At 73.4% G+C, this 13,143-nt stretch carries 12 protein-coding genes; 5 read left to right on the top strand and 7 right to left on the bottom strand.

Going from position 1 to position 13,143, the window contains the following annotated elements:
• The first annotated feature begins 112 nt into the window (after positions 1–112).
• The 3 genes from ACVWNX_RS08860 to ACVWNX_RS08870 all read left to right on the top strand — a co-directional run bounded on the left by ACVWNX_RS08860 (position 113) and on the right by ACVWNX_RS08870 (position 1,252).
• Positions 113–466, top strand: coding sequence for an SCO4225 family membrane protein (locus tag ACVWNX_RS08860; protein ID WP_454413340.1), 354 nt, complete (start codon positions 113–115; stop codon positions 464–466).
• Positions 467–527: 61 nt separating this feature from the next.
• On the top strand, positions 528–875 hold the full coding sequence (locus ACVWNX_RS08865; RefSeq protein ID WP_454413341.1) for an SCO4225 family membrane protein: 348 nt from the start codon (positions 528–530) through the stop codon (positions 873–875).
• Positions 876–994: 119 nt separating this feature from the next.
• The gene (locus tag ACVWNX_RS08870) at positions 995–1,252 is read left to right on the top strand and encodes a hypothetical protein (RefSeq protein ID WP_454413342.1); all 258 of its coding nucleotides are present in this window, start codon (positions 995–997) and stop codon (positions 1,250–1,252) included.
• A 106-nt stretch (positions 1,253–1,358) separates the two neighbouring features.
• On the opposite strand, the gene ACVWNX_RS08875 is transcribed toward ACVWNX_RS08870, so the two are convergent.
• The 6 genes from ACVWNX_RS08875 to ACVWNX_RS08900 form a co-directional block, all read right to left on the bottom strand.
• Positions 1,359–2,036, bottom strand: coding sequence for an NADPH-dependent F420 reductase (locus ACVWNX_RS08875; RefSeq protein WP_454413343.1), 678 nt, complete (start codon positions 2,034–2,036; stop codon positions 1,359–1,361).
• Between the two features lie 207 nt (positions 2,037–2,243).
• Complete coding sequence (locus tag ACVWNX_RS08880) at positions 2,244–2,456, bottom strand: EF-hand domain-containing protein (protein WP_454413344.1); 213 nt, start codon at positions 2,454–2,456, stop codon at positions 2,244–2,246.
• A gap of 492 nt (positions 2,457–2,948) precedes the next feature.
• Complete coding sequence (locus tag ACVWNX_RS08885; protein WP_454413345.1) at positions 2,949–3,452, bottom strand: ATP-binding protein; 504 nt, start codon at positions 3,450–3,452, stop codon at positions 2,949–2,951.
• A 404-nt stretch (positions 3,453–3,856) separates the two neighbouring features.
• Positions 3,857–4,624: an enoyl-CoA hydratase/isomerase family protein gene (locus ACVWNX_RS08890; protein ID WP_454413346.1), complete on the bottom strand. Its 768-nt coding sequence runs from the start codon at positions 4,622–4,624 to the stop codon at positions 3,857–3,859.
• A 164-nt stretch (positions 4,625–4,788) separates the two neighbouring features.
• Positions 4,789–6,093: a L,D-transpeptidase gene (locus ACVWNX_RS08895; RefSeq protein ID WP_454413347.1), complete on the bottom strand. Its 1,305-nt coding sequence runs from the start codon at positions 6,091–6,093 to the stop codon at positions 4,789–4,791.
• A gap of 387 nt (positions 6,094–6,480) precedes the next feature.
• Positions 6,481–7,686: a L,D-transpeptidase gene (locus ACVWNX_RS08900; protein WP_454413348.1), complete on the bottom strand. Its 1,206-nt coding sequence runs from the start codon at positions 7,684–7,686 to the stop codon at positions 6,481–6,483.
• Positions 7,687–8,464: 778 nt separating this feature from the next.
• On the opposite strand from ACVWNX_RS08900, the gene ACVWNX_RS08905 reads away from it, so the two are divergent.
• Complete coding sequence (locus tag ACVWNX_RS08905; protein ID WP_454413349.1) at positions 8,465–10,363, top strand: ABC transporter ATP-binding protein; 1,899 nt, start codon at positions 8,465–8,467, stop codon at positions 10,361–10,363.
• Positions 10,360–12,234 carry an ABC transporter ATP-binding protein gene (locus tag ACVWNX_RS08910; protein ID WP_454413350.1) on the top strand — a complete coding sequence of 625 codons (1,875 nt, stop codon included), beginning with the start codon at positions 10,360–10,362 and terminating at the stop codon, positions 12,232–12,234. The genes ACVWNX_RS08905 and ACVWNX_RS08910 overlap by 4 nt, the downstream gene beginning before the upstream one ends.
• Positions 12,235–12,400: 166 nt before the next feature.
• Here the strand turns inward: ACVWNX_RS08910 and ACVWNX_RS08915 are convergent, their stop codons facing one another.
• Positions 12,401–13,093 carry a TetR/AcrR family transcriptional regulator gene (locus ACVWNX_RS08915; RefSeq protein WP_454413351.1) on the bottom strand — a complete coding sequence of 231 codons (693 nt, stop codon included), beginning with the start codon at positions 13,091–13,093 and terminating at the stop codon, positions 12,401–12,403.
• Positions 13,094–13,143: the final 50 nt, after the last annotated feature.

Here is a 13,143-nt window from a genome sequence, read left to right on the forward strand (position 1 = left end):
GGCTCCGCCCCCGTCAGGCTCCCCACCAGGAGATGAGCACCCGTACTCATGTCCCGGCGCGCGGTCCGTTCCACAGTGGAGGAACCACACGGAACGACCCCCGGGAACGAAAATGCCGCACACCCTCCGCCCTCGCCGTCTGCCCCGCACCCGCGCGCTCCTCGCGCTCGCCACGGACAACTGGCCGGCCCGTGGCTACCTCGCGGTGGTCGCCGTCTCCTTCGCGGGCTCGCTCCTCGACCCGACGGGCGTCCACGCCATGCTCCCCTTCGTGCTGACGGCCCCGCTCTCCGCGATGGGCGGCTTCCTGCCCTTCGGGCTCGTCGCCGGGGGCGGCCTGGTCGGCCAGGCGGCGTCCGCCGCCCTCGGCGCCGGTTGGTTCCTGCTGAGCGCCCTGGTCAACGCCGCCGTGGTCGGAGCCCTGGCCCACCAGCTCCGGGGCCGTCGCGGCCTCCGGACCGCGTGACCCCCTCCCCCCTCTCCCTTCCGCCCCGCGTTCCACCAGCCGCTTCACGAAGGACGACGACATGACCGGTGCCGCCCGCCCCCGCCTCCGCAGGTTCCTCGCGCTCGCCACGGACAACTGGCCCGCCCGTGGCTACCTCGCGGTGGTCGCCGCCTCGCTGGGCTTCTTCCTCCACGCCTCGTACCTCGCGCCCGACCCGGGGTTCGCCGCGGTCGTCCCGCTCCTGACCACGGCCCCGCTCGGCGCCCTGGGCCTGGCGGTCCCGGCACAGGCCTGGGACTCCTCGTTCGCCTGGGTCTCCCCGCTGCTGTTCACCGCGACCGGCGCGCTGGCCGGGCTGGTCAACGCCGCGCTGCTCGGGACGCTCGCCCGTGGGGTGCGGGCCCGGTTGTCGCACCCGGCCGCCTGAGTCCGGGCCGGACGGAACGGGAACGCGCGCTTCCCGTTGCCACCCGGTCCGGTCGGCGGGAAGCTTCGGAGCGACCCCGGGCTACGGCCCCGGGGCTCCGGTGAAGAAGGAGCGCGCACATGAAGTCGTTACGCGGAACGCTCTCCGCCGCGGGCGTGGCAGCGGCCCTGGTGACCGCCGCCGCCCTGACCGCCCCGGCCGCACAGGCCGCACCCGCCCCCGTCGCCCCGCCGCGCGCTTCGGCGTGGGTGCCCATCGCGACGCACACCTCGTACACGCACTGTGTGAGCATCGGCACCTACCTGGTGAGCATCTGGCTCCTCACCGACTTCAGGTGCGACACGTACCCCCCCTACACCCTGTGGGCCCCGAAGTAGCCCGACCGGCCCGACACGGTCCGGCCCGATCCGGTCGGGTCCGGCCCGGTCCGACGCGGCCCGACACGGTCTGACGCGGCGTCCGGCCCCGGACGCGGGGCGGCCTCTACTCCTGGCCGCGGTCCGCGCGGAAGGCGGCCGGACGCTCCGGCGACGCCTCGGCCAGGGCCTTGGTGACCGCCTCGACCCCGGCGCGCAGTCCGTAGACCGGGGTGTCGGGCTGCTGGCGCCAGGAGTCGTCCAGACCGCCCGCGTCCACCGTGTCGAACCCGATCTCGTCGATCAGCGCCCGGACGGTCCGCTTGGCCGCCTCGTCGTCGCCCGCGACGGGCACCGCGATCCGGTCGGGGTCCCCCGTCGGACGGGCCCGGGCGGTGATGTCCTCGGCGTAGGTGCCGTTGAACGCCTTCACCACGGGACGGCCGAGGTGCCGTTCGATCCAGCGGCTCTCCGGCAGACCGTCCTCGATCTCGGCGATCAGACCGTCGCGTTCCCGGGGGTAGTAGTTGTGGGTCTCGATGACGACGACCCCGTCGGCGGCCTCCGCGAAGAGCCCGGACGGCAGCTCGGGCACGACCTTCAGGGGAACGGTGACGACGACCACCTCGGCACCCCGGACCGCCTCCGGCGCGCTGGCCGCCGCCGTGGCGCCGGTCTCCTCGACCAGCTCCGTCAGGGTGTGCGGGCCACGGGAGTTGGCGACGCTGACGGTGTGCCCCACCGCGGTCAGACGACGGGTCAGCTGGCTGCCGATGTTCCCCGAGCCGATGATGCCGATCTTCATGGCGAACCCCTTGGGTCGATGCGGTGAGTCTTACACGGAGGGAACCTCCGCTTACCCGTGGGGTATTCCGCCCGCCCGGAACTTTTCCCGGCCCGCCGCGTCCCGGTCCGGCCCCGCCCCGGTCCGACCCCGTCCCGCCCTCCGGGCCCGGGAACGACGGAGGGCCGGCCCGGGAGCCAGGAGGCTCCGGGACCGGCCCGATGGGGCCTACTTGTTGAGGTGGGCCCAGAACTCGTCGAACGAGAGCAGCTTGTCCTTGTTCGTGTCCCGCTCGCCGATGATCGCCTCCGCGACCGCCTCCGTGACGTTCCAGTCGCCGAGCTGAGCCATCGCGGTCTTGTACTCGGCGGCCGTGATGTAGCCGTCGTTGTCCGCGTCGAACCGGTCGAACGCCTTGCGCGCCGCCTCGATGTCCGCCACCAGGTCCACCCCTTAAGTTCTCGTCCTGTCTGACGGGGCCCAGATTATCGGCCCGGCCGCCGCGCCCGGCACGCCGCGTCCCCGTGGACGCCCCGGGCGCCCCGCCCGCGCCGGACACCGGGGGCGCGCCACCCCAGATCCCCCCACACCGGACACTCCGCTCCTCTTGATCTCGTCATTCACGGGCGTGCAACCCACCGTTTACCAGGCAAGTGGCTCATCTCACCGATGATTCACATCCGATATGTCATAATTTGGAGTCTTCTGCCATTTATTCACCCCTTGGGTTCCCCGCACCGGTCTGCCATAGTCGGAGTCACGACCCCCCTTGACCCGGGCCACGGTCGCTCCGAAAGCAGCCGGGAACCACACCCCCGAAGCGTTCCCGGCGCTCCACAGAGGCCCCCGCGAGATACCGCACAACGGTGACGACGGGGGCCTCTGTGCATCCCGGCACCGCGCGTCCCGGCCGCTCCGGCGGGCGCCGGACGGTCAGCGGTCGGAGACCCGCATCTCGAACCACGTCGTCTTGCCCCGGGGCAGCAGGTCCACCCCCCAGCGGTCGGACAACTTGTCCACCAGGGAGAGTCCGCGCCCGGACAGGTCCAGCTCCCGGACGGGCATCAGACAGGGCAGTCCGCGCGAGGGGTCGCGCACCTCGACCCGGATCCAGCCGCGCCGCCGCGCCATGCGCAGTCCGAAGTGACGGGCGCCGGTGTGCCGTACGGCGTTGCCCACCAGTTCGGAGACGAGCAGCACGGTGTCCTCGGTCAGCTTCTCGGAGAGCCCCCACCGCCGCAGGACGACCATCTGGGCCAGCCGCCGGGCCCGCGCGGCGGACTGGGGACGGGACGGGAACCAGACCTCGCCCTCGGTGGGGTCGCCCCATAACTCGATGGCCTTCACGGCCTGTTCGTCGGGAACGGCGGGAGACCATCGTGCCGCGGTCGCGCCCCCGTGCCGTCCCGGCTGTTCGATGCCCTCCAGCCCCGCCATGCCCCCCATCATGGCCGTCCGATGGCGGGGCCGGGGCCGTTCCCGTGGATTGACACGGGCGGAACCGACCCTTCCGCTGGAGGTCTTTGGTACGGACCAAAACCGGTCCCGCCTTCGGTCACCTCATCTGACCTGCGGCGACCCGCCACCCGCCATATCCTCGCCACCGACGGCCCGCCCGGCGTCCCCCCGGCGCGCTCCCCGGCGTGACCGACCGCACCATCGGAGTACGGCCGAGGCGCCCGGTACCGCCCTTTCGCCCGTACGGGGCGGGGAAGGGTTCACGGCGATCCCGTCGGACCCTCCTCCCGCCAGGAGAAGGGTTTCTGACGAGACGTCATCAGCGCACGCCGGAGCGGAGACCGACGTCCGCCCGGGCACGGCGGAACCCGGCGACGGCCCCCTCAGAGGAACTCGGCCTTCCCCGGCCCCTCCCGGACGAAGCTGTCCATGCCCCGCTCGCGGTCCTCGGTCGCGAACAGACCGGCGAACCAGGTGCGTTCGACGGCGAGGCCGGTGGTGATGTCCGTCTCCAGGCCCGTGTCGACGCTCTCCTTGGCGGCCCGCAGGGCGAGGGCGGGCCCCCGGGCCAGCTGGGCGGCCCACGCGTGCGCCCGCTCGTGGACCTCCCCGTCCGGGACCACCCGGTCCACCAGCCCGATGGCCAGCGCCTCGGCCGCGCGGACGTGACGACCGGTGAAGATGAGGTCCTTCGCCTTGGACGGACCGACGAGCCGGGCCAGCCGCTGGGTGCCGCCCGCGCCGGGGATCAGCCCCAGCAGGATCTCCGGCTGTCCGAGCCGCGCGCCCTCCCCGGCGATCCGGAAGTCCGCGCAGAGCGCGAGTTCGCAACCGCCGCCGAGCGCGTACCCGGTGACCGCCGCGACGACCGGCTTGGGGATCCGGGCGACGGCGGTGAACGAGTCCTGGAGGGCGCCGGACCTGCGCACCATCGCCGCGTGGTCCATCGCCCGCATCTCCTTGATGTCGGCGCCCGCGGCGAAGACCCGCTCCCCGCCGTACAGGACGACCGCCCGCACGTCGTCGCGGCGGGCGGCCTCCTCCGCCAACTCCTTCAACCGGTCCTGGGTGGCGGCGTCCAGGGCGTTCATCGGGGGCCGGTCCAGCCGGATCGTGCCGACGCCGTCGGCGACTTCGAGATGTACGGTCATGCCCAGCAGGTTAGCGACCGTTCACGTCCGGGTCGCCCCCCGGGACGTCCGTGCGGTCGTCCGTGCGGTCATCCGTGCGGTCGTCCGTGCGGTCATCCGTGCGGTCGTCCGTGCATCCTCCCGTGCGGTCGCCCGTGCGTCCGGCCGCCCGCCGCGGGCTCCGCTCACCACTTCGACCACGGCATGTTCCAGCCGTTCAGTCCGTTGCCCGGCTGGATGCGCTTGTCGTCCGAGTTCTTGACGACGACCACGTCCCCGATCAGCGAGTGGTGGAAGAACCAGGCCGCGGGCGTCGTCTTGTCCCGGCCGCCGCGCACGTCCCGCAGACCCACGCAGCCGTGGCTGACGTTGGCGCGGCCCGGGGCGTCGGGCGCCCAGTAGTTGCCGTGGATGAAGGTGCCGGAGGTGGAGAGCCGCATGGCGTGCGGGACGTCCTTGATGTCGTACTCCCCGCCGAAGCCGACGGTGGCGCCGTTCATCCGGGTCACCTCGTGCTTCTCGCTGATGACCATCTTCCCGTTGTAGGTGGTGGTCGCCGGGGCGCCCGCGCTGATGGGGAGGGTCTTGACGGTCTTCCCGTCACGGACCACGGTCATCCGCTTCTTCTTCGCGTCCACGGTCGACACCTGGGAGCGGCCGATGGTGAAGGAGACCGTCTTGGACTGCTTGCCGTAGACGCCGGGCCGGCCCTCGACCCCGTCGAGCCCGAGTTCCACGGTGACCTCGGTTCCCGGCTTCCAGTACTCCTCGGGGCGGAAGTCCAGCCGGTCGTTGCCGAACCAGTGGCCCCGGACCGGGACGGACGGGCGGGTGGTGATCCGGATCGCGCGTTCCACCGCCTCGGGACGGGTGACGCCCCGGGTGAAGTTCAGCGAGAACGGCATCCCCACGCCGACCGTGGAGCCGTCCTCGGGGGTGAAGATCCCGACGAAGGTGTGCTCGGGGACGAAGGTGGTGAACGTCGACTCCTTGGCCGACTCCCGGCCCTCCGCGTCCACGGCGACGGCGTGCACCCGGTAGGTGGTGCCGGAGGAGAGGTGGCGTCCGGGGGTCCACCGGGAGCCGTCCGCCGCGATCCGGCCGGGTATCGCGTTCCCCTTGGCGTCCCGGACCCGCACCTCGCGGAGTTCGCCACGGGCCGCCGTCACCTTGAGCCGCCCCTGGGTGGGGACGGCCTTGGCGCCGTCGGCGGGGGAGATCCGCACCAGGGCCCGGGAGGGGGCGGTGTCGGCCCGGGCCGAGGAGCCGCCGGGGCGCTTGGCGTCACCGGCCCCGTCCCGGTCCGGCTTCCCGCCGCCTCCCCCGGCGCAGCCGGTGACCAGGGCGAGGGCCGTCGAGAGCGCCACCACGGCGAGCCCGACGCGATGGCCGCCCTGTCTCCCCGGTGTCCCCGGCCTCCCCCGGCCCCGGCCGTCCGCACCGGATATCGGTCCCCTCGTGACGGTCTTCACGGTTCTCTCCCCTCGCACGGCCCCAACCGGACCGGCTCCCCCGCGCCTGGCGCGCGCTGGGGAGCACCCTAGCCATCGCGCGCCCCCCGGGGAGCACCCCGGACGTCACCGTTCGGTCCCGGCTTCCGCACCTGCGATGACCTGCGCGGATCCCGCTCACAGGGGGCGGACAGCGAGAGGACAGCGGACGGACAGCGGAGCGCGGCGGACCGGGGGCGCACGCCCCCGCCGGACGGCACGGGCGCGCCCCGCCGGACCGCACGGACGTGCCCCCGCCGGACAGCTCCGGGACGGCTCCCGGACGGCACGGCGGGGGCGACGGGGAACGAGGGGCGACGGAACGGCCCGGCACCCGGGGCTCGGCGCCCGGGGCCGGGGCCGGGGGCCCGGGGCCGGGGGCTCGGGTCAGCTCAGCGCGGAGCCGGCGCGCCAGGCGGCCCAGTCGAGGTTCCAGCCGCCGAGTCCGTTGTCCGGCGCGACCACGCGGTCGTCGCTGTGGCGGACCTCGACGACGTCACCGATCAGGGTCCGGTCGAAGAACCAGCCCGCGGGGGTGCGCGAGCTGCCGCCCTTGACGTCGCGCAGCCCCACGCAGCCGTGGCTGACGTTCTCCCGGCCGAAGGCGTCGCCCGCCCAGTAGTTGCCGTGCAGGAAGGTGCCGGAGGTGGTGAGGCGGATGGCGTGCGGGACGTCCGGGATGTCGTACTCGCCGCCGAAGCCGACCGAGCGGCTGTTCATCCGGGTCGTCTCGTGCATCTCGGTGACGACCATCTTCCCGTTGTAGGTGGGGGACTCGTCGGTGCCCGCGGTGATCGGGAGGGTGGCGAGGACCCGTCCGCCGCGCCGGACCTCCATGGTGCGGTCGGCCGCGTCGACGAGGCTGCGCTGGTCGCGGCCCACGGTGAAGGAGAAGGCGCGGTCCTGGAGGCCGTGGACGCCGGGCGCCGCCTCGACGTCCCGCAGCTTCAGCCGCACGGTCACCTCGGTGCCGGGCTTCCAGTACCGCTCGGGCCTCAGGTCGAGCCGTTCGGCGCCGAACCAGTGCCCGACGACCTCGGTCCGGGGCACGGTGGTGACCTCGACGGCGCGCTCCACGGCCGCCCGGTCGGTGACCTCCCGGCTGAACTCCAGGGAGACGATCGCCCCGGTGCCGACGGTGGAGCGGTTCTCCGGCGCGGCGTAGGCGACGAACCGTTCGTCGGGGACCTCGGTGCGGAAGGTGGTGTGCCGGGCGATCCGGCGGCCGTGGCCGTCGAGGGCGACGGCGTCGACCCGGTACGCGGCGGCGGGCGCGAGGCGCGGCGCGTCGGGGCGCCAGCTGAGTCCGTCGGCGGAGATCCGGCCGGGGACGGGCTGGTCCCGGGCGTCCCGGGAGCGGACCACGCGGACGGACTCCAGCCGTCCGCCGGGCACCCGGACGACCAGCGGCTCGGTGACCGGGACGTCACGGCGGGCGTCGGCGGGCAGCACCCGGACCGCGTCCCGGGGCGAACGGGGCTTTCCGGCCAGCCCCTCGGGGCCGCAGGACGCCGCACCGGCGAACAGGGACAGGGACGTCACGGCGGCGAGGGCCGCTCCGGCGCGCGGGGCGCGTCTCAGGGGTCGGATCACGTCCCGCCCAACGACGGCGCCCGCCGGGGGAAACGTACGTGCGAGCCACCCGGGGCACGGGGACACCGGGGACACCGGGGGTACGGACCGGGCACGACGGGTGCGGGCACGTGTCAATAAGATGGGGTCACCCCCTGTTTCCCGGGGGTTCTCCCAGGGAATGCAACAAGGTTCAACGGTTGAAAGGTCGCCACCTCGGCGGAAGCGGGCCAGATCCGGGAGCGATCGATGGTCGCCCAGGGTGCGGGGGGATCTTCGCAGTAGTGGTGGGTACTGCATCCGTCGGATTCGACGGGCCGCTGTACGTAGATGGACGCGCTGGCCTCACATCGTGTTTCGTTCGAGCCCTCCCCTGACGGCTGTTGAGGCGCCGGGGGGAGGGGCCATACGCCGATGGGCCCCTGCAGCGTCCAGTCCCGTACCGTCGCGTCATGGCTCGCCGGGCACCGGCCGACCGTGCGGTCGGGACCCGGCGAAGGCGGACGGACGGCTATCCGGAGGGTGTCCGCCGACTACGCGCCGAGTGCCCGCTGACCGTGCGAACAGCACGCGCGGACGGTTTCCCGGGTGGGGTTGCGGCGAGCGAAACGGACGACGGACGCGGGGTCCCGGGACGGGTCCGGAGGGCCGGCGGCCGGGGTGACCGCCTGGGATGCGTCCCTCGCCCCGATGGTTGCCCACGGGACGAAATCCAAGGCCAGAGGGGGGTCCGGGGGTGGGGTAAGGCGGACGTTAACCCGGTGGGGCATGGGAGGTCCGGGACGTAAAGTCGCATTTGATGCCCACCATAGAAGCACCGGCCGAGCCGGTGGAGACGCCCGCGCCGACACCTGTCAGCGCTTCCCCTGCCATCCCTACCCTGCTGCGGCTGTGGCCCTACGTCCGCCCCGTACGCGCACGCTGGTTTTTCGCCGCGGGCGTCGCCATCGTCGCCTCCTGTCTGTCGCTGGTCTTCCCGTTCGTCCTGAAATGGCTGGTGGACGGCCCGATCGCGGACCGGGACCAGCGGGGCGTCTGGATCGGCGCCGCGCTGCTGCTGGCGCTCGGTGTCGTGGAGGCGGTGCTCTTCGGGTTCCGCCGCTGGCTGGTGGCCCGGCCGCTGGCCCGGGTGGAGGCGGCGATGCGGGCGGACCTGTACCGGCACCTGCAACGGGTGCCGATCGCCTTCCACGACCGCTGGCCGTCCGGTCAGCTGCTGTCCCGGGGCACCACCGACCTCTCGGTGATCCGGATGTTCCTGGCCTTCCCGCTGACGTTCCTGGTGGTCAACGGGGTCACGATCATCGCCGGGTTCGCGGTGCTGCTGGTCCAGGAGTGGCGGCTCGGGATGATCCTGCTGGTCGCGGCCCTTCCGATGATCTACATCACCTACCGCTTCGAGGGCACCTACTCGGTGGTCACCCGGCAGGCCCAGGACCAGGCCGGTGACCTGGCCACGGTGGTCGAGGAGAGCGTCCTCGGCATCCGGGTCATCAAGGGCTTCGGCCGCCACCGCAGCCAGGCCCGGGTCTTCCGCGAGCTGAGCGTGAAGCTGCGGAACACCGAACTGCACAAGGCGCGGCTGCTGGCGGTCCTGCTGACGGCGCTGACCTTCTTCCCCGAGCTGGCGCTCGGCTCGGTGCTGGTCGCCGGGGCGGTGCAGGTGGCCGACGGGGCGATGTCGGCGGGCACCCTGGTGGCGTTCCTGTCGACCGCGCTGGCGCTGCGCTGGCCCGTGGAGTCCCTGGGCTACCTCATCGCCATGAGCCAGGAGGCCGCCTCGGCCACCCGCCGGTACTTCGAGGTGATGGACGCCCCGGAGGAGGAGCCCGGCCCCGCCCCGGCCACCGCCGGCACCGGCACCGGCACCGCCGCGAACGGCACGGACGCCAACGGCACCGACGGGGACGGGCTGCGCTTCACGGACGTCACCTTCCGCTTCCCCGACGCCGAGCCGGACTCGGTCCCCGTCCTGGACGGCGTGGACCTGCACATCCGCCGGGGCGAGACGCTGGCCCTGGTCGGCGCGACGGGCAGCGGCAAGACCGCCCTGACCGCGCTGGTGCCCCGGCTCCACGAGCTGAGCGGCGGCCGGATCACCCTGGACGGCCGGGACATCACCGCCATGGACCGCGACGAGCTGCGCGGACTGGTGTCGATGGCCTTCGAGGAGCCCACCCTGTTCTCCACCTCGGTCGCGGAGAACGTCCGGATGGGCAACGGCTCCGCCTCCGACGAACGGCTCCCCGCCGGGGCCGCCGACCCGGAGCTGGAGCGGGCGCTGGCCGTCGCGCAGGCCGGGTTCGTCGCGGACCTCCCCCAGGGCGCGGCGACCGAGGTCGGCGAGCAGGGGCTCAGCCTCTCCGGCGGGCAGCGGCAGCGGCTCGCACTCGCCCGGGCGGTGGTGGGCGACCCCCGCTTCCTGGTGCTGGACGACCCGCTGTCGGCGCTGGACGTGCACACCGAGGCGGCCGTCGAGGCCGCGCTGCGGGAGGTCCTCGCCCAGACGACCGCGCTGGTCGTCGCCCACCGCCCGTCCACGGTGCTGCTGGCCGACCGGGTGGCGCTGCTGTCCGGCGGACGGATCACCGCCGTGGGCACCCACCACCAACTGCTCCGTGACAACGCCGAGTACCGGCATCTGATGTCCGGCGACGACCGCCCGCAGGGGCTCGACGAGGGGGGCACCACCCGATGACGACGACCAGCGAACAGGTCCGGCCCGCGGAGCGGAAGTCCGGACCGGACCATCTGGACGACATCCCGGCCGCGGTCGGGGACCCGTTCGACCGGGACGACCTGCCCATCCCCCGGGGCGCGACCGGCGTCCTGCTGCGCTCGCTGCTCGGCCCGCACCGCAAGCTGGTGGTGCTGACCGCGCTCTCCCTGCTGCTCCAGCAGGCGTGCGTACAGGCGGGCCCGCTGATCGCGGCGTACGCGATCGACAGCGGGGTGCCCGCGTTCCGCGCCAGCGACTACGGACCGCTGATCGCGGTGGCCGTCGGCTATCTGCTGGCGGCCTCGCTGGGCGGGGTCGCGGAGTTCGGGTTCATCCGGTTCTCCGCCCTCGTCAACCAGGCCGTGCTGCTGGACATGCGCGGCCGGATCTTCCGCCAGGGGCAGGCGCTCAGCGTCGACTTCCACGACCGGTACACCTCGGGGCGGCTGATATCCCGCTCCACCTCGGACGTGGAATCGCTGCGGGAACTGCTGGAGGAGGGCCTCCAGGAACTCATCGGGGTGGTGGTCGCCTCCACCTACATCACGCTGATGCTGCTCTGGCTGGACCTGGCGATGGGTTCGGTGGCGGTGCTGTCCTTCGTCCCGCTGTACTTCGCGGTGCGGTACTACCGGCGGCGCGCGTCCGGCGTGTTCAACGAGCGCTCCTCGGCCATCGCCGGGGTGATCGTAAAGTTCGGTGAGACCCTCAACGGCATCCGTCCGGTGCGGGCGTTCCGGCGCGAGCGGATCAACGACGAGCGGTTCGCGGAGCTCAACCACCGGCACGAGGACGCCAACGGCGACTCGCTGCTGGAGATGGCGCGCTACGTGGTGTTCTCCCGGCTGATCGCCAACACCGCCGTGGCCGCGATGGTGCTGTGGGGCGGCTACCGGGTCGCGGGCGGCACCCTGGAGCTGGGGGTGCTGGCGGCGTCGGTGCTGTTCATCCGGCGGCTGTACGACCCGATCGACCGGGTCGGGACGTTCCTGGACTCCTACGAGTCGGCGGCGGCCTCGATGCGGAAGATCGCGGGTCTGCTGCACCAGAGCCCCTCGGTGGCGGAGCCGGTCGAGCCGCACGGGCTGCCCGCCCGGGACGCCGACCGTCCGGGCCGCGAGGTGGTCTTCGACGGCACGGGCTTCGCGTACCGCACCGGCGGCGAGGTGCTGCCCCGCTTCGACCTGCGGATCCCGGCGGGCCAGACGGTCGCGGTGGTCGGGGCGACCGGCGCGGGCAAGTCCACGCTGGCGAAGCTGCTGGCCCGGTTCTACGACCCGACCGAGGGACGGGTGCTGCTGGACGGCGTGGACCTGCGCGATCTGACCTTCCCCGAGATGCGGAGCGGGGTGGTGATGGTGACCCAGGAGGCGTTCCTGTTCTCCGGGACGGTCGCGGAGAACATCGCGATCGGCCGCCCCGACGCCACCCGCGACGAGATCGAGCGGGCCGCGAAGGAGATCGGCGCGCACGACTTCATCGCCGCGCTGCCGGAGGGGTACGACACGGACGTCCGCAAGCGCGGCGGCCGGATCTCCGCCGGGCAGCGCCAGCTGGTCGCGTTCGCGCGGGCGCTGCTCGCCGACCCCGGGGTGCTGATCCTGGACGAGGCCACCAGCTCGCTGGACATCCCCGGTGAGCGGGCGGTGCAGCACGCGATGGACACGGTGTTGCGGGGCCGCACCTCGATCGTGATCGCCCACCGGCTGTCGACGGTGGAGATCGCGGACCGGGTGCTGGTGATGGACCGGGGCCGGGTGATCGAGGACGGCTCGCCCGCCGAACTCATCGACGGTACGGGGTCGTTCGCCAGTCTGCACCGGGCCTGGCGGGAGAGCCTGGTCGGCTGACGCGGGACGGGCGCGGGAGCGGGGGCACGTCCCACCGGTCCCGTGGCCCGTTCGGCACGGAACGTCCACGGGTAGGACGGGGGCGGGTCACCGGTCGGTGACCCGCCCTTCCATCGTCTCCGCAGTCTTTATCGTTCCGTCTCAGCCGTTTCCGTCGTTCCGTCGGCTACGGGGCCGGTCGCTCCCCGGTGCCGTGGGCGGCGAGGAAGACGCGGACGGCGCGGGTGGCGATCTCCCGGCTCTCGGCGGCGGTGACCCGCCGGGTGCCGAGCCGGGAGCGCAGCTCCAGCGGGCCGGTGAGCAGACTCAGCAACTGCTCGGCGGCGTGCGAGGGATCGCCGGGGGCGAGGCGTCCGGCGAGCGAGAGCCGGGCCAGCCGGTCGGCGAGGGTCTCGGCGATCCGCACGGCCGTGCGCGCGTGGACGGCCGTCACCAGCTCCGGGAACTCGCCCACCTGGGCGTGGGTCAGCCGTCGCAGCGCGAGGGACCGTTCGCTCCGGCAGATCCGCGACAGCCGCTGGGCCACCTCGTCCAGGGCGGCCGCCAGGTCCTCGCCCGGGTCGCGGAGCCGTTCCAGGACGGCCAGGTTCTCCTCGGCGACCGCCTCCGCCGCCGTCTCCATCGCGTGCCGGAAGAGGTTCTCCTTGTCGGTGAGGTGGCTGTAGACCGTGGGTTTGGCCACCCCGGCCACCTCGGCGATCTCCTTGACGCAGGCCCCGGCGTAGCCCCGCCGCGCGAACACGGTGAACGCGGCGTCGAGGATCGCCCGCCGTTTGTCGATGTGCCCGCCGCCACCGCCGGTGGCCCCGCCCCGCGCGGCACCCGTCCGTCCACCGCGTTCCGTCGTCGTCCGCCCCATCCGCGCATGGTAGCCCGACGCCCTGGGGTCCGGCTGCGGACCCGGCTCCG

The sequence above is a fragment of the Streptomyces sp. JNUCC 64 genome, assembly GCF_054484115.1.

What these genes read in the sequence shown, in the direction of transcription:
- ACVWNX_RS08860 (WP_454413340.1), top strand. Translation starts at nt 113, where the DNA reads ATGCCGCACACCCTCCGCCCTCGCCGTCTGCCCCGCACCCGCGCGCTC.
- ACVWNX_RS08865 (WP_454413341.1), top strand. Translation starts at nt 528, where the DNA reads ATGACCGGTGCCGCCCGCCCCCGCCTCCGCAGGTTCCTCGCGCTCGCC.
- ACVWNX_RS08870 (WP_454413342.1), top strand. Translation starts at nt 995, where the DNA reads ATGAAGTCGTTACGCGGAACGCTCTCCGCCGCGGGCGTGGCAGCGGCC.
- ACVWNX_RS08875 (WP_454413343.1), bottom strand. Translation starts at nt 2,036, where the DNA reads ATGAAGATCGGCATCATCGGCTCGGGGAACATCGGCAGCCAGCTGACC.
- ACVWNX_RS08885 (WP_454413345.1), bottom strand. Translation starts at nt 3,452, where the DNA reads ATGGCGGGGCTGGAGGGCATCGAACAGCCGGGACGGCACGGGGGCGCG.
- ACVWNX_RS08890 (WP_454413346.1), bottom strand. Translation starts at nt 4,624, where the DNA reads ATGACCGTACATCTCGAAGTCGCCGACGGCGTCGGCACGATCCGGCTG.
- ACVWNX_RS08905 (WP_454413349.1), top strand. Translation starts at nt 8,465, where the DNA reads ATGCCCACCATAGAAGCACCGGCCGAGCCGGTGGAGACGCCCGCGCCG.
- ACVWNX_RS08910 (WP_454413350.1), top strand. Translation starts at nt 10,360, where the DNA reads ATGACGACGACCAGCGAACAGGTCCGGCCCGCGGAGCGGAAGTCCGGA.
- ACVWNX_RS08915 (WP_454413351.1), bottom strand. Translation starts at nt 13,093, where the DNA reads ATGGGGCGGACGACGACGGAACGCGGTGGACGGACGGGTGCCGCGCGG.